Source organism: Caulobacter sp. GW821-FHT10A10, from assembly GCF_059415745.1.
In genome coordinates this window covers 19,749-39,237 of sequence record NZ_JBWKNV010000004.1, presented here as the reverse complement: position 1 = coordinate 39,237, position 19,489 = coordinate 19,749, and the positions used below count along the sequence as shown (strand labels likewise).

Sequence of the window (19,489 nt, the reverse complement as noted above, 5' to 3'; positions counted from 1 at the left end):
CGTTCCGACTGGTCAGCGGCTTGTTTAATGGGGCCTTTCCGGCCGATCAAGTCTTTCGGCCAGCATCAGCAGGTCCTGCCAGGCCTTCTTCTTGGCCGCCGGCTGGCGCAGGAGGAAGGCCGGATGCAGGCTGGGCAAGGCCGGAACCTCGATCGAACCGTCCTCGGAGCGCCACTCGAACCAGCGGCCGCGAAGCGACAAAATGCCCTCCTCACGGCGCAACATGCTCTTTGCGGAGGCGCCGCCGACCATCAGGATCAGCTTGGGCTTCACCAGGGCGATGGTCCGTTCGACGAACGGGGCGCAGACGGCCTGCTCCTGGGGCGTGGGCGTGCGGTTGCCCGGCGGGCGCCAGAAGACGGTGTTGGTGATGAAGGCGCGGTCCTGCAGGCCGGCGGCCTTGAGCATGCGGTCGAGCAGCTGGCCGGCCCGGCCGACGAAGGGCTGGCCGCGGGCGTCTTCCTCGGCGCCGGGACCTTCGCCGATGACCATGACCGGCGCGTCGCCGGGGCCGCGCGAGAACACCGCCTGCTTGGCGCCTTGGGTCTTCAGTGGGCAGCCGTCGAAGGCGGCGATGGCGGCGGCCAGGCTTTCCAGGTCGTTGCAGGCGGCGGCGAGCGCCTTGGCCTCCGCGGCGGCCGCGCCGATGTCGACGCCGCCGAACGCGCCGGGACGGGGAGGAGGGGCTGCGACGGCTATCGGCTGCGGCTGGCTGCGGGCCCGCAGCAGGGCCGCGCCCTCGGCCAGGCGGTCGATCGGCTCGTCCGCGTAGCAGGCCTCGACACCCGCATCGGCCCAGAAGGCCAGCAGGCTTTCGACGGCGCGCGGATCGACGGCGAGGCTCATGACGTTTTCTCTAGCGAGTATAATGGGCTGCGTCACCGATATGTCCGCGCTGCGGTGCAACAAAAACTATCCGGTTTTCCTTGACCGCCGTGGCGTCACGTTCGGATAAAGTCCGACTCAAACAGGAAGAAGGCAGGCTCCACTCAAGAGCCTGGGGCGGGAGAAGCCATGAGCGAAGTCCTCGAACGCGAGTCGATGGAATACGACGTCGTCATCGTCGGGGGCGGCCCGGCGGGCCTAGCGTCGGCCATCCGTCTCAAGCAGCTGGCCGAGAAGGCCGGAACCGAAATCAGCGTGGCCCTGGTCGAAAAGGGCTCGGAAGTCGGCGCCCACATCCTGTCGGGCGCGGTCATCGATCCCAAGGCGCTGAACGAACTGATCCCCGACTGGAAGGAAAAGGGCGCGCCGCTCGAGACCCCGGTCACCAAGGACAAGTTCCTGCTGCTCGGCCCGCAGGGCGAGGCGAGCCTGCCGATGTTCGCCATGCCGCCGTTCATGCACAACCACGGCTGCTACATCGCTTCGCTGGGCAACGTCACCCGCTGGCTGGCGGCGCAGGCCGAGGAGCTGGGCGTCGAGATCTATCCGGGCTTCGCCGCCTCGGACATGGTCTGGCGCGAGGACGGCTCGCTGAAGGGCGTGGTCGTCGGCGTGGTCGGTATCGCCAAGGACGGCCATGAGAAGCCGGACTACCAGCCGGGCATGGAACTGCACGGCAAGTACGTCTTCATCGCCGAGGGCGTGCGCGGCTCGCTGGCCAAGCAGCTGATCGCCAAGTTCGAGCTGGACGCCGGCAAGTCGCCGCAGAAGTACGGCATCGGCATCAAGGAGCTGTGGCAGATCCCCGCCGACAAGCACCAGCCGGGCCTGGCGCAGCACACCACCGGTTGGCCGCTGGACAACCAGACGGGCGGCGGCAGCTTCATGTACCACTTCGGGGACAACTACGTGTCCATCGGCTACGTGGTGCACCTGAACTACAAGAACCCCTGGATCTCGCCCTTCGACGAGTTCCAGCGCTTCAAGCAGCACCCCTCGGTGCGCCCCTACCTGGAAGGCGGCAAGCGCATCGCCTACGGCGCGCGGGCCATCACCGAGGGCGGCTACCAGTCGATCCCGAAGCTGTCGTTCCCGGGCGGCGTGCTGATCGGCTGCTCGGCCGGCTTCGTGAACGTGCCGCGCATCAAGGGCAGCCACAACGCCATGAAGACCGGCATGCTGGCCGCTGAAGAAGCGTTCAAGGCCATCGCCGCCGGCCGCGAGGGCGACGCCCTGGTCGAGTACGAGACCGCCTTCGAGAGCTCGTGGGTGGCCAAGGAGCTGAAGACCGTCCGCAACGCCAAGCCGCTGCTGGGCAAGCTGGGCACCGCTCTGGGCGGCGCCGTCGGCCTGTTCGACATGTGGTGCACCCACCTGCTGGGCGGCTTCTCGTTCTTCGGCACGATGAAGCACGAGAAGACCGACGCCGCCTCGACGGGCCTGGCCAAGGACTACAAGCCGATCGTCTATCCCAAGCCCGACGGCGTGATCAGCTTCGACAAGCTGTCGAGCGTCTTCCTGTCGGCCACCAACCACGAGGAAGACCAGCCGGCGCACCTGAAGCTGAAGGACCCGTCGATCCCGATCGACGTCAACCTGCCGAAATACGGCGAGCCGGCGCGCCTCTACTGCCCGGCCGGCGTCTACGAGGTGCTGTACGACGAGCAGGGCGCCAATCCGAAGTTCCAGATCAACGCCCAGAACTGCGTCCACTGCAAAACCTGCGACATCAAGGATCCGTCGCAGAACATCGTCTGGACCACGCCCGAAGGCGGCGGCGGACCGAACTATCCGAATATGTAAGTAGAAAACCTCCCCCTGTGGGGGAGGCGGCCGAAGGCCGGCGGGGGGACGTTTTCAGCTTCCGCTGGTCTTGGCCGCTCGGCGATCACACCCCCCACCGATCGCTTCGCGATCACCTCCCCCACAGGGGGAGGTTCCTTGGCGTCGACTTCGGCCTCCGCCCTTGCCCCCCGCCCTGAAACCGAACAGGGTGGCCGGATGATGCGTTTCCGAGTCCTCCTGTCCCTGGCCTCCACCGCCGTCCTGGCCGCCTGCGCCGCGTCGGGGCCGCCTTTGCGCGGCGAGCAGAGCGGGTGGAACAACACACCCTGGGACGGGCGTTCGGCCTACGGCCAGTTCCTGGCCGGCCAGGCGGCGATGGAGGACGGGCGCAGCGAAGAGGCCGCCGCCTATTTCCAGGCCGCCCGCAACCTGGGCGAGGACCCGGGCCTGATCGCCGAGCGCGCCTTCACCGCCTCGCTGCTGGCCGGCGACGTGTCGCGCGCCGCCGAACTGGCGCCGGTCGCGCCCGGCGGAACCGAGGGCGTGCGCCGCCTGGGCGTGCTGACCCAGGCCGTCGATCTGCTGTCGCGCGGCAAGGGCAAGGAAGCGCAAGGCCTGCTGGCCGATCCGACCCTGGGCTTCCCGCATCGTCCGGTCGTCACCCTGCTGACCCCGTGGGCTGCCGCCGCGGCCGGCGACGCCGCCAAGGCCCAGACCCTGCCCGAGCTGCGCAACGACCGCCTCGTCCAGTATTTCGGCCGCCTGGGCCACGCCGAGATCCTGGAGCGGGCCGGCAAGACCGCCGAGGCCGAGGCCGACTACAAGGCGCTGATGGAGGTTCCGGCCGTGCGGCCGATGTTCGCCATCGACTACGGCGCGTTCCTGGAGCGCCGCAAGCGCCGCGACGAGGCCGTGGCGCTCTACGACTCCATCCTGGCCGACGCCCCGACCGATTCCGCTCTGCTGGACGCCCGTGCCCGCGCCGTCGCCAAGAAGGCCGCCCCGCCGTCGAGCACGGTCCGCCAGGGCGCGGCCAACAGCCTGGTCGCCTGCGCGGCGGTGTTCAGCAACGAGCGCCAGAGCCAGTTCGCCCTGGCCTATCTGCGCCTGGCCCTGCACCTGGATCCCAAGCGCGAGGATGCGCTGCTGATGGTCGGCGACCTGCTCGACCAGGGTGGCGACCCCGAGGCGGCCCGCGCCGCCTATGCCCGCGTGCCCGCCAGTTCGTCCCGCTATCCGGCCGCCCAGGGCAAGATCGCCTGGACGCTGCAGAACGCCGGCGACAAGGCCAAGGCCCTGACCATCGCCGAGGCCGCCGCCAAGTCGCCCAACGCCGGCCGCAGCGCCCAGCTGGTCTATGCCGACCTGCTGCGGGCCAACGACCGCTGGGCCGACGCCGTGGCGGTGATCGACCCGCTGGTGGCCGCCGAGAAGGACAAGCCCGATTGGCGCCTTCTCTACATGCGCGGCGTGTCGCTGGAGCGCGCCGGCCGCTGGCCCGACGCCGAGCGCGACCTGCAGCAGGCCCTCAGCCTCAATCCGAACGAGCCCGAGCTGCTGAACTATCTCGGCTACTCGTGGATCGACCGCAACGAGCACCTGGCCGAAGCGCTGTCGATGGTCCAGAAGGCCGTGAAGGCCAACCCGCAGTCGGGCGCCATGCTCGACTCCCTGGGGTGGGCCTATCACCGCCTGGGCGACGACAAGGCCGCCGTCGAAATGCTGGAGCAGGCCATCGAGTTCGAGCCCGGCGATCCGGACATCAACGACCACCTGGGCGACGTCTACTGGCGCCTGGGCCGCAAGACCGAGGCCCAGTTCCAGTGGCGGCGCGTGCTGAGCCTGGAGCCGACCCCCGAGCAGAAAGCCGCCGCCGAGGCCAAGCTGAAGGACGGGCTGGGGTCCAAGGGCCCCGCCAAGGCCCCGGCCGTGGCCAACGGCGCCGACACGCTTTAGGTCTACGGGCCGCAAGCCCAGTTCTCGGATACCTCGATGCGCCGTTCCGCCTTCGCCCCGGCCAAGGTCAACCTGTTCCTGCACGTCGGCGGGCCCGACGCGGAGAACTATCACCCGCTGTCGAGCCTGATGGTGTTCGCCGACGTCGGCGACACGGTGTCGATCCAGCCGGCCGACGCGCCCAGTTTCGAGACCACCGGCCGGTTCGGCGGCGACATCCCGATCGACGGCGGCAACCTGGTGGTCCGCGCCGCGCGGGCTTTGCACGAGGCGGTCGGCGGGCCGGCCCCGCCGGTGCGGCTGATCCTCGACAAGGCCCTGCCGATCGCGGCCGGCCTGGGCGGCGGTTCCAGCGACGCCGGCGCGGCCTTGCGGCTGCTGCGCGAGGCCCTGGGGCTGTCGCTGTCTAACGCCGAGCTCGAGGCCGTGGCCGGATCGCTGGGCGCCGACGGCGTGCCGTGCCTTTGGGGCTGTCCGGTCATCGCGCAGGGCAGGGGAGAGCGGCTGTCGCCGGCCCCCGTGCTGCCCGAACTGCACGCCGTGCTGGTCAACCCGCTGGTCCCGTCGCCGACCGGCGCGGTCTATCGGGCCTATGATGCGGCCGTCGATTCGCGCGGCGAGGCCCCGCCGCCCACGCCCGAGGTCTTTGAAAGCGCCGAAGAGGTCTGCGCCTGGCTCGCCGCCCTGACCCGCAACGACCTGCAGGCGCCGGCCGTCGCCCTGGAGCCGCGCATCGGGCAGGTGCTGGAACTGCTGGCCGGTGAGCCCGAGGCGCTGCTGGCGCGGATGTCGGGCTCCGGCGCGACCTGCTTTGCCCTGTGCGCCAGCGACATCGAGGCCGAGGGCCTGGCCGAGCGTATCGAGACTATGCGGCCGGAGTGGTGGGTGAAGCGGTGCCGCCTGGGCGGGCCGTTCTAGGTTCTCTTGGGGCGTCATCCCGGGCGGAGGCGCGTAGCGCCGCAGACCCGGGATCCAGGAGACTGGGCGCCGCGCAAAGGTTGCCGCCCGGTGGGTTCCCGATGCTTTGCGGCGGCCCCTGGGTCCCGGCTCTACGCTGCGCTTCGGCCGGGATGACGATGCTTTTGAGATGAGGTGGTTTCCGCCTAGTGTCCCTGGCCTTTGTGTTTAGGGAGCCCCGCATGGACCGCCGCCTGTTCCTCGCCGCCGCAGCGGCGGCCGCCGCCTCGTCGGCGCACGCCCAGGAAACCGCGCCCGCGCCGCAGCCGGCCGCTCCGCCTCCGCCCGCGCCCAAGCCGCCCACGCGCGTGGCCGTCGAGACGCCGCTGGGCCGCATCGTCATCGAGCTGGCCACCAAGGAGGCGCCGATCACCACGGCCAACTTCCTGCGCTATGTCGACCAGAAGCGCTACGACGGGGCGACCTTCTTCCGGGCTTCGCGGGCCCCTGGCGCACCGGAGTACGGCCTGATCCAGGGCGGCGTGCAGGGGGATCCCAAGCGCGTGCTGCCGCCGATCGCCCACGAGCCGACCACCAAGACCGGCCTCAAGCACGTGGACGGCGTGGTCTCGATCGCTCGCAACGCGCCGGGCACGGCGACCTCGGACTTCTTCATACTGATCGGCGACGCCCCGGGCCTGGACGCCAATCCGGCCGCCTCGGGCGACAACCAGGGCTTCGCCGCCTTCGGCAAGGTGGTCGAGGGGATGGACGTGGTGAAGAAGATCCTGGCCCTGCCCACGCCGGGCAAGGCGATCAACCCGGTCATGACCGGCCAGATCATCGATCCGCCGCTGAAGATCATCTCGGCGCGGCGGGTTCCGTAGGGGGCTCGCTGAGGAAGCCTCGCCCTTCGACAGGCTCAGGGTGAGGTTTCCTACTGATACGTCGAGCTTGCCTTGATCCTCATCCTGAGCTTGTCGAAGGACGAGGATCACGCACCGAGCCAGCAAAGAAAAAGGGCGCGGAGGCCGAAGCTTCCGCGCCCTTCTTTTTTGGACCGCTTACCAGCGGAGCCCGAAGGCTCAGCTGTGGTAGGCGCGTTCCCCGTGTTCGGAGATGTCCAGACCTTCTTCTTCCGAGTCCGGCGAGGCGCGCAGGCCGATCACCAGCTTGATCACCAGGAAGACGATGATCGAGGCGACGGCCGACCAGACGATCGTGACGCCGACGCCCTTCAGCTGGGCGATGACCTGGGTGACCAGATCGTAGGCGGCGGTGTCGCAGGTCGAGATGTCGCCGTCCTTGGCGCACGAGGTGTAGTCGACGACGCCGGCGCCGCCCCAGGCGGGGTTGACCACCAGGCCGGTGCCGATGGCGCCGACGATGCCGCCGATGCCGTGGATGCCGAAGGCGTCCAGGCTGTCGTCGTACTTCAGGGCGTTCTTAACGGCCGAGCAGAAGATGATGCAGATCGGCGAGACGACCAGGCCCAGGATCAGGGCGCCCATCGGACCAGCGAAGCCGGCGGCCGGGGTGACGGCGACGAGGCCGGCGACCACGCCCGAGGCCAGGCCCAGGGCCGACGGCTTCTTGCGGGTGATCCACTCGACGATGATCCAGGACAGACCGGCCGCGGCGGTGGCCACGAAGGTGTTGACCATGGCCAGCGAGGCGTAGGCGTTCGACTCGAGGTTCGAACCGGCGTTGAAGCCGAACCAGCCCACCCACAGCAGGCCGGCGCCCACCAGGGTCAGGGTCAGCGAGTGCGGGGGCATCGGCTCCTTGCCGAAGCCTTGGCGCTTGCCGAGGATGATGGCGCCGACCAGGGCGGCGATACCGGCGTTGATGTGGACCACGGTGCCGCCGGCGAAGTCGAGGGCGCCGAAGCTCCAGATCAGGCCGGCCTTGACGGGCGCGGTCGGGTTCAGGGCGATCGCGTCCGGACCCGGCCACCACCAGACCATGTGGGCCATCGGGTAGTACGAGAGCAGCGGCCACAGCACGGCGAAAGCGACGATGGCGGCGAACTTCATGCGCTCGACCAGCGAACCGACCACCAGGGCCGCGGTGATGGCGGCGAAGGTCGACTGGAAGGCGATGAAGGTCAGTTCCGGGATCACGACGCCGGTCGAGAAGGTGGCGACCACGCTCGACGGCGTGACGTCCTTCAGGAACAGGCGGCCCAGGCCGCCGACGAAGGTGTCCCAGTGTCCGCCGTCGGTGAAGGCGAAGCTGTAGCCCCACAGGAACCAGGCGACGAAGCCGATCAGGGCCACGGTCGAGACCTGCATCATGACCGACAGCATGTTCTTGGAGCGGACCAGGCCGCCGTAGAACAGGGCCAGGCCCGGCAGGATCATCAGCAGGACCAGCAGCGCCGAGGTCAGCATCCAGGCGTTGTCGCCCTTGTCCTGCTTGTCGACGATGGTCGGAGCGGCGGCGGGAGCCTCCGCAGCGGCCGGAGCGGCGGCCGGGGCCGGCGCGGCCTCGGCGGGCGCGGCGGCTGCGGCGGCCGGCGCGGCCTCCTGAGCGAAGGCGGTGGCGCCGATCGGCGCCCCCGCGAGAGTCGCGGCGAGCATCAGCCCGGCCAGCGGCTTAAAGGTGAGTTTCATCGTTGGTATCCCCTTTCCCCAGCGATTACAGAGCGGCCGGGCCGGTTTCGCCCGTCCGAATGCGCACGGCTTCTTCGACATTGAGGACGAAGATCTTGCCGTCGCCGATCTTGCCCGTGGCCGCGGCGGCCTTGACCGCTTCGACCGCCTTGGCCGCGGACGCATCGTCCACAACGGCTTCCAGCTTCACCTTGGGCACGAAGTTCACTTGGTACTCCGCGCCGCGATAAATCTCGGTCTGGCCCTTCTGGCGGCCGTAACCCTTCACTTCCGACACCGTCAGGCCTTCGACGCCCGCGGCGACCAGCGCCTCGCGGACTTCATCGAGCTTGAAGGGTTTGACGACCGCTATGATCAGTTTCATCCGCCTTGCTCCGGCCCGCCGTACAGGCAGGCCCCCCTTGTTTGGTTGCTAGAGCGCGTTCGCTCACTCGATCACCGCGACGCCGCCGGAATGCGGCCGCGTCGTTTCCCCGGCGCTCGCACGCTATCGGCCACGGTTCCTGGAACGGGGGCACGGGTTAGGGTTTGAGAAACGAAAGGGACGAGGCGCCGGAAAAATAATCATAGAACACTGATATTGCACTTTTAGAAGGCAAAATGAGCGTCCAGCGGCGCCGTGGCGCGGGACGTCGCTCAACGTCTACAATCGCGCTTCCCATCTCCCTTTCGGAGGATTCTCCATGCCGCCCCTGTGGGCCAAGATCGCCCCGTGGGCGCTGCTGATCTGCTCCAACGTCTTCATGACCTTCGCCTGGTACGGCCACCTGAAGCACCGGGCCATCGCCCTGCCTCTGGCCATCCTGACCAGCTGGATGATCGCTCTGCCCGAATACATGCTGGCGGTTCCCGCCAACCGCATCGGTGCGGGCGTCTATTCCACGGCCCAGCTGAAGACCGGCCAAGAAGCGATCACGCTGATCGTCTTCACGTTGTTCTCCTACTTCTACCTCGGAGAGGCGATCCGCTGGACGACGGCGCTGGGTTTCCTGCTGATCTTCGCCGGAGCTTCACTGGTGTTCTTTTTCAAGTAACGGCGAAGTCTGGATCACGAGCCCGTGAGGTCGTGCAACGGACTCGCAATCTGGAGCGTACAGCCGGCCTGGAATTCGAGCGAAAGGACCAGGCCATGTATGTGACGCGCTTCCTCTCCGCCGCCGCCGCCGTCGCGCTGCTCTCGGGCGTCGCTGTCGCCCAGACGGCTCCGAGCGCCCCTCCGGCCGCTCCCCCCGCGACCACGGCGGCTCCGGCCACGCCGGCCGCCAAGGTGACCCCGAACGGCGACCTGATCGCCACGGCCAAGGCGTCCGGCCAGTTCACGATCTTCCTCAAGGCCCTGGACGCCACCAACCTGACCAGCGTGCTGGCCAGCAATCCGAACCTGACGGTGTTCGCCCCGACCGACGCGGCCTTCGCGGCCCTGCCGGCCGGCGAGCTCGACCGCCTGATGCAGCCGGCCAACGCCGCCCAGCTGCAGAAGGTCCTGACCTACCACGTGATCAACACCAAGGTGGACAGCAGCAAGATCAACGGCGCCAAGGGCGAGGTGAAGACCGTCGAGGGCTCGGCGGTCGTCCTCGACGGCAGCGGGACCACGGCGATGGTCGACGGCGCCCACATCGTCCAGGCGGACGTGCTGGCCACCAACGGCGTGCTGCACGTGGTCGACAAGGTGCTGATCCCCAAGGACGTGCCGATCCAGGCCGCCGCGACCGCGACGGATGACGCCGCCACCAGCATGGCCTCGACGACCGCCAGCGCCGACGTGATGTCGGCCACCGACGCCGGCTCCGATGTCGCCGCCCAGGTCGCCCCGGCGCCGGCTCCGGACCAGGCCGCGACCCCGTCGGCCACCGACGCCCCGGCCGACCAGGCGCTGAACCCGACGACGGCGCCGGCGCCGGCCCCGGCCGACCCGACCGCCGCCACGACGGCGCCGACCGCCGACACCGGCACGGCCGCGCCGACCTCGGCGACCCTGCCGGCCTCGTCGCTGAACCCCGAGCAGCAGGCGACCCTCAAGGCCGGCGACCCGAACGTGGTCTCCAACCCGCCGGTCGCCGACACGCCCGAGAACCGCAAGGCCTACGGCTCGCCGATGTCGAACGCCGGCAAGCGCTCGGCCGCCAAGGGCAACTAAGTTCGAACGGCGCGTAACAAACGACGTCCCCTTCGCTTGAAGCGACAGTCGGCGGGCCCTATGGTCCGCCGACTTTTTTCAGGCCCCTGTTCGGACGTCATGCCCGCCGCCCCCAAATCGTTTCAAAGCCTCATCCTGACGCTCCATAACTACTGGAGCGAAAAGGGCTGCGTGATCCTGCAGCCGCACGACGTGGAAGTGGGGGCGGGGACTCTGCACCCGGCCACGGTGCTGCGCGCGCTCGGCCCCAAGCCGTGGAACGCGGCCTACGTCCAGCCTTCGCGCCGTCCGGGCGACGGTCGCTATGGCGAGAACCCCAACCGCCTGCAGCACTATTACCAGTACCAGGTGATCCTGAAGCCGAACCCGGCCGACATGCAGGACCTGTATCTGGGTTCGCTGGAGGCCATCGGCCTGGATCTGCGCACCCACGACATCCGTTTCGTCGAGGACGACTGGGAAAACCCCACCGTCGGCGCCTGGGGCCTGGGCTGGGAAGTCTGGTGCGACGGCATGGAAGTGTCGCAGTACACCTACTTCCAGCAGGTCGGCGGCCTGGACGTGAACCCGGTGGCCGGCGAGCTGACCTACGGCCTGGAACGCCTGGCCATGTACGTGTTCGGCGTCGACAACGTCTACGACCTGCCGTTCAACGACCCCGACTCGCCGCTGGGCGCGCTGACCTATGGCGACGTCTTCCTGGCCAACGAGCGCCAGCAGTCGGAGGCCAACTTCCACGGCTATGACGTGGCCGTGCTCAAGCAGCAGTTCGAGCAGATGGAAGAGCAGGTGCCGCTGATGCTGGCCCGCTCCTACAAGAACGAGACCCTCGTTCTGCCCGCCTACGACATGGTCCTCAAGGCCAGCCACCTCTTCAACCTGATGAACGCCCGCGGCGCGATCGCCGTCGCCGAGCGCGCCAGCTACATCGGTCGCATCCGCGACCTCTGTAAGATGTGCGCCCAGAAGTGGGTCGAGCTGCAGGAAGCCGCGTAACTCCAATGCCCCAACTGCTTCTCGAACTGTTCTCCGAAGAGATCCCCGCCCGCATGCAGGGCCAGGCCGCCAAGGACCTGGAGCGCATGGCGCGCGAACACCTGGCCGCCGCCGGCTTCCTGCCCGAGGCCCTGAAGACCTTCGCCGGCCCGCGCCGCCTGACCCTGGTGGCCGAAGGCCTGCCGCTGGCCCAGGCCGACCGCAAGGAAGAACTGAAGGGCCCGCGCGTCGGCGCCCCGCAGCAGGCCATGGACGGCTTCCTGCGCAAGGCCAGCCTGACGCAGGACCAGCTGGTCGAGCAGAACGGCGTCTGGATGGCCTTCGTCGAAAAGAAGGGCCGCCCGACCGCCGAGATCGTCGCCGAGATGGTGGAAGCCATCGTCCGCGGCTTCGCCTGGCCCAAGTCGATGACCTGGGGCACGGGCAAGCTGCGCTGGGTGCGTCCGCTGAAGCGGATCCTCTGCGTGCTCGACCGCGAGGTGGTGCCGTTCTCGATCGACGGCATCGCCAGCGGCGATGTCACCGAGGGCCACCGCTTCATGGGTGAAGCCAAACCCTTCGTCGCCAAGGACTTCGACGAATATGTCGCCGGCCTGGAAGCCCACTTCGTCGTGCTCGATGTCGAGGAGCGCAAGGCGCGCATCCTCGAAGGCTGCAAGACCCTGTGCTTCGCCCGTCATCTCGAATTGGTCGAAGACCAGGGACTTCTGGAAGAAGTCGCGGGCCTGGCCGAATGGCCGACGCCGGTGCTGGGCGACATGGATCCGTCGTTCCTCGACCTGCCGCCCGAGGTGATCCGCACCTCGATGCGCACCCACCAGAAGTACTTCGCCGTGCGCAAGCCGGGGGAGGCGGGTCTGGCCCCGCACTTCATCACCGTGGCCAACATCGAGGCCAAGGACGGCGGCAAGGTGATCGCCGCCGGCAACGCCAAGGTGCTGTCTTCGCGCCTGTCGGACGCCCGCTTCTTCTGGGACGAGGACGTCAAGACCGGCTTCGAGCCGTGGCTGGCCAAGCTGGACGGCGTGACCTTCCACGCCAAGCTCGGCACCATGGCCCAGCGCGTCGAGCGGATCGTCGCCCTGGCCGGCGAGATCGCGCCCCTGGTCGGAGCCGATGTCGCGAAGGCCAAGGAGGCCGCGCGCCTGGCCAAGGCCGACCTGACCTCGCAGATGGTCGGCGAGTTCCCCGAGTTGCAGGGGATCATGGGCGGCTATTACGCCCGCCATTTCGGCCTCGATCCCGAGATCGCCGCGGCGATCCAGGACCACTACAAGCCGCAGGGTCCTTCCGACGCCGTCCCGACCGCGCCGCTGAGCGTGGCCGTGGCCCTGGCCGACAAGCTGGATACGCTGGTCGGGTTCTTCGCGATCGACGAGAAGCCGACGGGGTCGAAGGATCCCTATGCGCTGCGTCGCGCGGCGTTGGGCGTAATCCGGATCATCCTGGAGAATGGCGTTCGCCTCTCTCTTGGCCGGGCAACTAAGTCTGCAGCCGTCTCCTGTCTTTATGCAGCTGATCTGAGTAAGCCGCCTTTCGATTCTGAATGGCGCTCTATTCTGCAAGACCTGTGGCGGCGTATCGGCGTTGAATATGCCTCTGACGCGCACTTTGGGCCTACCAGCTCTATGGCTCACGAGCTTGAGGCTGGCGTTGCAGCCGTTGGATCGGCATCGATTGACCTGTTGGCCTTCTTCGCCGACCGCCTGAAGGTCACCCTGAAGGACCAGGGCAAGCGCCACGACCTCGTCGACGCAGTGTTCGCGCTCGGGGACGACGACCTCGTGCGGATCGTCGCGCGGGTCGAGGCCCTGGACGGCTTCCTGAAGACCGACGACGGCAAGAATCTGCTGGCCGGCTACAAGCGCGCCTCCAACATCCTCAAGGCCGAGGAGAAGAAGGGTCCGCTGCCGGAAGGCACGCCTGAGGAGCCGGCCGCCGACAGCGCCGCCGAGGTCGGGCTCTACCAGGCCCTGCGCCTGCTGGACCGCCCGCTGAAGGACGCCCTGGCCAAGGAAGACTTCACCGGCGCCATGGCCCAGCTGGCCGAACTGCGCGGTCCGGTGGACGCCTATCTCGACGGCGTCTTCGTCAACGACCCCGAGCACCGCGACAACCGCCTCAAGACCCTCGCCGCCGTCCGCGCGGCCATGGGCCAGGTGGCGGACTTCGGTCTGGTAGGCGGCTGAACCTGATCCTTCTCCCCTTGCGGGAGAAGGTGTCGGCGAAAGCCGACGGATGAGGGGTCTCTCAGAAATCAAACGCCGCGGCAGCTGATCGGCTGTCGCGGCGTTTTGCGCTCGTGCGACCCCTCACCCGACCTCCTTCGGAGGCCACCCTCTCCCGCAAGGGGAGAGGGGCTATTCACACACATCCGCCCACTTGGCGTTGACAGTGTCGGTCCCGTCCGCCTCCTCGATCACCAGGGCGCCGTCGGACCAGACGAAGCGCTCGGGGCCGTCGAAGCTGTCCTGCTCCTGGTGGATGTCGACCTGGCCGCAGACCGAGACGACGTCGCCGTCCTGGTGGGTGAAGACTTGGCCGAAGACGACGGCCGTGGCTTCGGGGAAGCGGTTCTGGACGGCGATCTTGCCGCCGGCGATGGCTAGCTGGTCGTCGCCCTTGTCCTCGACCGCCTCGTCGGCGGCGTCGTGGAAGACGTAGGCCACGAGAGCGAGGCCCGTGCCGAGCAGGACCACGGCGGCGCCCATGGCGGCCAGGATGCGGATGTCGATCTTCATGACCGCAGTCGGCCGCAGGTTGCGGCGAGCGTCAACCGTCGCTCCCTTTTTCCCGTCATTCCCGCCCTTGTGGCGGGAACCCCTCTGTCAGCCGCAAGGGCGGCAGGGGCGGATCGCTGGCGATCCGCTGGCGCTTCAGGTGCGGGCGGGACCAGGGTTTCCCGCCACAAGGGCGGGAATGACGGGAGGTGAGGGGCCTACTCCCGCAGCAGCGGCAGCGACAGTCCGCCGGCCTGCCGCGCGCCGAGGATCTCGCGCCGGAACCGGAACAGCTCCGCCGGACGGCCGCCGGTTTCGCTGTCGAGGCGCCCAAGGCCCTCGACCAGGTCCTCGCGCTCGACCACGCGGCGGAAGTTCTGCTTGTGCAGCGGCACGCCGGCGATGGCCTCGACGGTGCGCTGAAGGGCCGAGAGGGTGAACTCAGCGGGCATGAGTTCGAACACCACCGGGCGGTACTTGATCTTGCCGCGCAGGCGGGAAAGCCCGGTGGCCAGGATCCGCCGGTGGTCGGAGATCATCGGCTCGCCCAGGGCCGCCGACAGGGCCTCGGGCTCGGCCGGGTCGTGGCCGTCGGCGCGGGCCCGGTCGCGGGCGGCCTCGGGGGCCAGGCCCGCCTCGTAGAGCAACTCGTAGCGCTCCAGCACCCGTTCCTCGTTCCAGGGGGCGCCGTCGAGCGCGAAGGCCAGGCGGGCGCGGGACAGGCGGTCGGCGTCGTCGCCGGCCCAGCGGCGCAGGGCCGGTGCGATGGCCTCGTCGAGCAGGGCGGGGCGGCCGGCGCGCCAGTCTTCCCAGGGGAAGAACCGGGTCCACGGCGCCCAGACGGTGTCGGGGGCCTGGGTGTCGGTGGCCTTGGGCGTCAGGCCCAGATAGCCGATCGAGACGACGCGGGCTGCGCCGGCCCCGACCTCGGCCCGGGGCGCGTCGCGGCCCTTGTCGCCGAAGGTGTAGAGCTGCTCGACATAGCCCAGCTGGAAGCGGGTCTGCTCGGTGACGAAGGCGCGCAGGGCCAGTTCGAAGGTGCGGTGGCCCTCGGGGTCGAACGGGCCGAACGGCAGGCCGGGCAGGGGCGAGGCGATGTCGGTGACGGCGTCGTGCGGGCGCACGGTCAGGACCACGACCTCGCCGTCGCGCACGGCCACGACCACGGCCGACAGGCCGATGACGACGGCGGAGGAGGCGCCTGGACCCGTCATTCGGTCTCGAACGCGGCGCTTGGCGAGGATTCGTAGCCGGCCGCCTTCGACAGCACGTGGAAGCGCTGGACGTACCGGGCCTGAGCCTCGAACGGCGGCTGGGGGACGATCTTCAGGTCGTAGCCGGCCGGCGGGGCGCCGAAGATCGACAGGGATTCGGCGTGCTCGAACCCGGCGAGCTGGGTGGCCTCGAAGAAGGCGCAGGCGCGGTCGGCCTGCTTGATCAGCTTCTTGATCGGGGCCGGGGTCTTCACCGGCAGGCCGAAGCGGATGTGGATGGCGTCTTCAAGCCGGGCCTCGAAGTCCTTGTACGACACGCCCAGCGCCGCCTTGAACGGGCTGATCATGTCGCCGATCACGTATTCGGAGGCGTCGTGCAGCAGGGCCGCCAGGCGCCAGCGCGGCTCAAGGTCGGGCTTGATGTGGGCGGCGATCTCCTCGACCACCAGGCTGTGCTGGGCCACCGAGAAGCCGTGGTCGCCGATCGTCTGGCCGTTCCAGCGGGCCACCCGCGCCAGGCCGTGGGCGATGTCCTCGATCTCGATATCCATCGGCGACGGGTCCAGCAGGTCCAGCCTGCGGCCCGAAAGCATCCGCTGCCACGCTCTCGGCTGGCCCTTATGCAGCCCTTTGGCCACGAGATCGTTCCTTACGGTGAAGGTGGTTTGAGTGCCGCATCGCTTGATGAAGATCAATGATGGCCTGGGCCGACGCCTGTGGAAATGCGTTTTGTCAGAAAGCGCGCAAAGGCGCGTCGCGGCAGGGCGTCGGAATTGGTTTTCGTGTCCGCCGCGCGCCGGCGATTTGGAGGATGGATCATGAGCTGGGCGAGAATCATGGCGCCGCTGGCCGGGGCCAAGTCCGATGAAGGCGTCCTGCGGGCCGCGGCCGAGCTGGCCGCCGGCTTCGACGCCGAACTGGCCGCGATCCACGCGCCGGCCGATGTGGCCGACCTGATGCCGTGGATGGGCGAGGGATTCATGGGCGGGGTGCAGGTCACCGCGCTCGAAAGCCTGAAGGAGGCCGCCGTCGAGGGCGCGCATGCGGTCGAGGCCCTGGTCGCCTCGGTCGGCTATCCGCGCGCCCGGGTCACCACGCTGGAATCGCCGGTGTGGGCGGGCCTGGCCATGGAGTGCCGACTGTCGGACGTGATCGTGTTCGACGACGCGGCCGCGCGCGGCAAGGGTCCGCTGGCCGAGGCCTTCCAGCAGATGATCGCCGACGAGCAGCGGCCCGTGGTCGTGGCCCGTCCCGGCCTGAAGGTGGGCGGCACGGTGCTGGTCGCCTGGGACGGCGGCAAGGAGGCCAGCCGCGCCCTGCGTACGGCCCTGCCGCTGTTGCAGAAGGCTTCGCGGGTGGTGGTGGCCGGCGCGCCGGCGGCCTCGTCGCGCAGCTTCGAGCTGGCCCGGATGGTCGATTTCCTGGCCGCCCGCGGCGTCACCGCTCAGGTGCGGGTGCTGGAGGGCGCGCACGACGCGGCCAAGCTGCTGCTGGAGGCTGCGCGCGAGGAGGGGGCGCAGGTGCTGGTCGCCGGCGCCTTCGGCCACCCGCGCCTGCAGGAGTTCATCTTCGGCGGCACGACCCGCAGTCTGCTGAACGCCGACGGGCCGTCGCTCTTCCTGTCGCACTGAGTTTTCAACCAAGAAGCCAACCAAGAAGAAGGAGGCAGTCCATGTCCCTGTCGCGCATCGTCATGCGCTTGGCCCGCAATCCGGGCACCGAGTTCGCCGGCGGCGACGACCATCGGGGCTACGCCCTGACCGCGCCGCTGACCGACGACGGCCATCTGGACGAGGCCGAGTACGCCAAGGCCAGGAAGGACTGCGCCGTCCGCCGCTTCGCCCCCGACGAGGACGCCGCCGACGGCCGCCTGGCCCGCCGGGGCGAGCGCTGGTTCTTCGACTATGACGAGGACGACCAGATCGACGATGAGCCTGTGCATCGCCTGGGCCAGCACCGCTTCGCGGTCGGCGAATACGTCACCGTCACCGACGAGGACGGCCGGCCGCTGACCTACAAGGTCATGGAAGTGACGCCGATTTGACTATTGGAGAACCTCCCCCTGTGGGGAGGCGGCCGAAGGCCGGTGGGGGGACGTTTTCAGCTACCGGATCGCTGGCCGATCTCGCAGTCACGCCCCCCACCGATCGCTTCGCGATCACCTCCCCCACAGGGGGAGGTTCCCTTGGGCCTGTCAGCCCCCGACGTTGTGGCGCACCAGCGCCTTCATGGCCTTGAACAGGTCGCCGTCCTCGCTGTCGCGGCGCTTGGCCTTGACCACGGCAACTGCCAGCGGACCGCCTTGCGGGCCGCGGGCCTCGTAGCCGGCCAAGTGATAGCCGGTCGGGGCCTTGTCGCTGGCCAGCACCAGGGTGGCGCGGACGCCGTCCTTGGCCTTGCGGCGCTGCTGGATCACCGCGCCGTCGTCATTGGCGTGGATCGAGACGTCGCCGTCCCCGTCGTCGCTGGAGCTGACCTGGACCGTGCGGCTCTCGTGGCCGCCGTCCTTGCGCTCCTCGACCTTGGTGGTCTTGCCGCCGCCGCTTTCGGTGACGTTCTTGGTGACCCGTACCTGGGCGTCGCCGTCGTTGGCGTTGATGGTCATGCCGCCGATGCGGATGTCGGCGCCCTCGTCGCGGGCGTCGATGCTGAGGCCCGGCAGCTTGATGTGGGCGGTGTTCTTGCCGCCGGGCGGGGTCGGCGTGGCTGGCGACTTCAGCTGCGGCATCAGGGTCTTGAGCTCGGCCTCGATCGGGGCGAGGGCGGCCTCGGCGTCGTTGTTCTGGAAATCGACCAGCCGCAGGCTGACCTCGGCCTGGTCGCCGGCGTACTGGCACGAGCGGCCGTCGGCGGCGACCGAGACGCGTGTCAGGCCGCCTTGCTTCTCGGGGCAGTCCAGCTTCGAGATCGCCCGCAGAGGCTCCTTCCTGTGGACCACGCCTTCGTGCTTGTCGGTCTTCACCGACACCACCGGAGAGCAGGCCACGAGGGCCGCGGCGCTGGCGGCCAGGACGAGGATGAGGCGCATAGAAAGGGTCCTTCGCGTTCGGCGCGAAAGTGTGCGGGTCGGCGATCCGCGTCCAATGAAATCGCGGTAACGGCGCCTTGTCGGCGCCGGATACTTATTGCCCCGGCCGGGCGCTGCCTTCGCGGCGGGCCAGGAAGGCCAGGCGTTCGAACAGGTGCACGTCCTGCTCGTTCTTCAGCAGGGCGCCGTGCAGGGGCGGGATCAGCTTGGTCGGATCCTTCTCGCGCAGCACGGTCTCGTCGATGTCCTCGACCAGCAGCAGCTTCAGCCAGTCGAGCAGTTCCGAGGTCGACGGCTTCTTCTTCAGGCCAGGCACCTTGCGCATGTCGTAGAAGATGCGCAGCGCCTCGGAGACCAGCTTCTGCTTGATGCCCGGGAAGTGCACGTCGACGATGGCCTGCATCGTCGCCTCCTCGGGGAAGCGGATGTAGTGGAAGAAGCAGCGGCGCAGGAAGGCGTCCGGCAGCTCCTTTTCGTTGTTGGAGGTGATGATCATCACCGGCCGGACCTTGGCCTTGATGGTCTCGCCGGTCTCGTAGACGAAGAACTCCATGCGATCGAGCTCCTGCAGGAGGTCGTTCGGGAACTCGATGTCGGCCTTGTCGATCTCGTCGATCAGCAGCACGGGGCGCTGCTCGCTCTCGAACGCCTCCCAGAGCTTGCCCTTCTTGATGTAGTTCCTGACGTCCTTGACGCGCTCGTCGCCCAGCTGGCTGTCGCGCAGGCGGGTGACGGCGTCGTATTCGTAGAGGCCCTGCTGGGCCTTGGTCGTCGACTTGATGTGCCAGGTCAGCAGCGGGGCGTTCATCGCCTTGGCCACTTCATAGGCCAGCACGGTCTTGCCGGTGCCGGGCTCGCCCTTGATCAGCAGCGGGCGTTCAAGCGCCACGGCGGCGTTGACGGCGACCTTGAGGTCCTCGGTGGCGACGTAGTCGGCGGTGCCTTCGAAGCGCTGGCTCATCTGGTATTCCTGACGGCGCGCCCGGTGTGTCGGGCGCGCATCGAACAAGTGTTCAAAACGTCAGTCTAACCTACAGAGCATCGGTCTTCCGGATCAAGCCGGGTTCTGCGGCGGTTGGCGATGACGGCGGGCCACCGAAGGCGGATCGCTGGCCGGGAAGCTCTCCTCCAGGCCTTCCTCGAGCTGTTCGTCGAGGTTTTCCGCATCTTCCGGGGCAGGGGCGTCGGGTTTGGGATCGGACATGGGAAGTCTCCTGGCGGAGCGGAATTATGCGCCGCCTTTGACGCGCGGC

The 19,489-nt window shown here is 68.8% G+C and carries 18 protein-coding genes and 1 pseudogene; 10 read left to right on the top strand and 9 right to left on the bottom strand.

What is annotated here, in order from left to right; all coding sequences use genetic code 11:
* Positions 1–24: 24 nt before the first annotated feature.
* Positions 25–846 carry a uracil-DNA glycosylase gene (locus tag AC07NS_RS12340; protein WP_494603547.1) on the bottom strand — a complete coding sequence of 274 codons (822 nt, stop codon included), beginning with the start codon at positions 844–846 and terminating at the stop codon, positions 25–27.
* Positions 847–1,014: 168 nt separating this feature from the next.
* Between AC07NS_RS12340 and AC07NS_RS12335 the strand changes: the two genes are divergently transcribed.
* From AC07NS_RS12335 to AC07NS_RS12320, 4 genes are all read left to right on the top strand, one after another.
* Positions 1,015–2,688 (top strand): electron transfer flavoprotein-ubiquinone oxidoreductase, encoded by a 1,674-nt coding sequence (locus AC07NS_RS12335; RefSeq protein WP_494603545.1) that lies wholly within the window; start codon positions 1,015–1,017, stop codon positions 2,686–2,688.
* Positions 2,689–2,889: 201 nt separating this feature from the next.
* Positions 2,890–4,626 carry a tetratricopeptide repeat protein gene (locus AC07NS_RS12330; RefSeq protein ID WP_494603543.1) on the top strand — a complete coding sequence of 579 codons (1,737 nt, stop codon included), beginning with the start codon at positions 2,890–2,892 and terminating at the stop codon, positions 4,624–4,626.
* 36 nt (positions 4,627–4,662) lie between these two features.
* Positions 4,663–5,544: a 4-(cytidine 5'-diphospho)-2-C-methyl-D-erythritol kinase gene (locus AC07NS_RS12325; protein WP_494603541.1), complete on the top strand. Its 882-nt coding sequence runs from the start codon at positions 4,663–4,665 to the stop codon at positions 5,542–5,544.
* Positions 5,545–5,765: 221 nt separating this feature from the next.
* On the top strand, positions 5,766–6,410 hold the full coding sequence (locus AC07NS_RS12320; RefSeq protein WP_494603539.1) for a peptidylprolyl isomerase: 645 nt from the start codon (positions 5,766–5,768) through the stop codon (positions 6,408–6,410).
* Positions 6,411–6,608: 198 nt separating this feature from the next.
* Here AC07NS_RS12320 and AC07NS_RS12315 read toward each other — a convergent pair whose 3' ends face one another.
* Positions 6,609–8,138 carry an ammonium transporter gene (locus AC07NS_RS12315; protein WP_494603537.1) on the bottom strand — a complete coding sequence of 510 codons (1,530 nt, stop codon included), beginning with the start codon at positions 8,136–8,138 and terminating at the stop codon, positions 6,609–6,611.
* Between the two features lie 25 nt (positions 8,139–8,163).
* Entirely contained in the window at positions 8,164–8,502 is a 339-nt protein-coding gene (locus AC07NS_RS12310) for a P-II family nitrogen regulator (protein WP_035046383.1), read from the bottom strand.
* A 319-nt stretch (positions 8,503–8,821) separates the two neighbouring features.
* On the opposite strand from AC07NS_RS12310, the gene AC07NS_RS12305 reads away from it, so the two are divergent.
* The 4 genes from AC07NS_RS12305 (at position 8,822) to glyS (ending at position 13,463) form a co-directional block, all read left to right on the top strand.
* The gene (locus tag AC07NS_RS12305; RefSeq protein WP_110121777.1) at positions 8,822–9,172 is read left to right on the top strand and encodes a DMT family protein; all 351 of its coding nucleotides are present in this window, start codon (positions 8,822–8,824) and stop codon (positions 9,170–9,172) included.
* Between the two features lie 95 nt (positions 9,173–9,267).
* The gene (locus AC07NS_RS12300; RefSeq protein WP_494603535.1) at positions 9,268–10,278 is read left to right on the top strand and encodes a fasciclin domain-containing protein; all 1,011 of its coding nucleotides are present in this window, start codon (positions 9,268–9,270) and stop codon (positions 10,276–10,278) included.
* A gap of 99 nt (positions 10,279–10,377) precedes the next feature.
* Positions 10,378–11,274, top strand: coding sequence for a glycine--tRNA ligase subunit alpha (locus tag AC07NS_RS12295; RefSeq protein WP_165256038.1), 897 nt, complete (start codon positions 10,378–10,380; stop codon positions 11,272–11,274).
* Positions 11,275–11,279: 5 nt separating this feature from the next.
* Positions 11,280–13,463 (top strand): glycine--tRNA ligase subunit beta, encoded by a 2,184-nt coding sequence (glyS, locus tag AC07NS_RS12290; protein WP_494603533.1) that lies wholly within the window; start codon positions 11,280–11,282, stop codon positions 13,461–13,463.
* A 171-nt stretch (positions 13,464–13,634) separates the two neighbouring features.
* On the opposite strand, the gene AC07NS_RS12285 is transcribed toward glyS, so the two are convergent.
* From AC07NS_RS12285 to AC07NS_RS12275, 3 genes and pseudogenes are all read right to left on the bottom strand, one after another.
* Positions 13,635–14,015: a hypothetical protein gene (locus AC07NS_RS12285; RefSeq protein WP_494603531.1), complete on the bottom strand. Its 381-nt coding sequence runs from the start codon at positions 14,013–14,015 to the stop codon at positions 13,635–13,637.
* 197 nt (positions 14,016–14,212) lie between these two features.
* Positions 14,213–15,239, bottom strand: a pseudogene (locus tag AC07NS_RS12280) (NUDIX hydrolase); the annotation flags it as partial.
* Complete coding sequence (locus AC07NS_RS12275) at positions 15,205–15,846, bottom strand: YfbR-like 5'-deoxynucleotidase (protein ID WP_110121791.1); 642 nt, start codon at positions 15,844–15,846, stop codon at positions 15,205–15,207. The pseudogene AC07NS_RS12280 and the gene AC07NS_RS12275, both read right to left, overlap by 35 nt.
* A 180-nt stretch (positions 15,847–16,026) precedes the next feature.
* Here AC07NS_RS12275 and AC07NS_RS12270 point away from each other — a divergent pair, with 180 nt between their 5' ends.
* Both AC07NS_RS12270 and AC07NS_RS12265 read left to right on the top strand, forming a co-directional pair.
* Positions 16,027–16,839, top strand: coding sequence for a universal stress protein (locus tag AC07NS_RS12270; RefSeq protein ID WP_494603528.1), 813 nt, complete (start codon positions 16,027–16,029; stop codon positions 16,837–16,839).
* 41 nt (positions 16,840–16,880) lie between these two features.
* Entirely contained in the window at positions 16,881–17,252 is a 372-nt protein-coding gene (locus tag AC07NS_RS12265) for a hypothetical protein (RefSeq protein ID WP_110121782.1), read from the top strand.
* A gap of 150 nt (positions 17,253–17,402) precedes the next feature.
* Here AC07NS_RS12265 and AC07NS_RS12260 read toward each other — a convergent pair whose 3' ends face one another.
* From AC07NS_RS12260 to AC07NS_RS12250, 3 genes are all read right to left on the bottom strand, one after another.
* A complete protein-coding gene (locus AC07NS_RS12260) occupies positions 17,403–18,236 on the bottom strand; it encodes a hypothetical protein (RefSeq protein ID WP_494603526.1) in 834 nt (277 codons plus the stop codon).
* Positions 18,237–18,330: 94 nt separating this feature from the next.
* Positions 18,331–19,197: an AAA family ATPase gene (locus tag AC07NS_RS12255; RefSeq protein WP_494603525.1), complete on the bottom strand. Its 867-nt coding sequence runs from the start codon at positions 19,195–19,197 to the stop codon at positions 18,331–18,333.
* Positions 19,198–19,290: 93 nt separating this feature from the next.
* Positions 19,291–19,440, bottom strand: coding sequence for a hypothetical protein (locus tag AC07NS_RS12250; protein WP_494603523.1), 150 nt, complete (start codon positions 19,438–19,440; stop codon positions 19,291–19,293).
* Positions 19,441–19,489 lie beyond the last annotated feature (49 nt).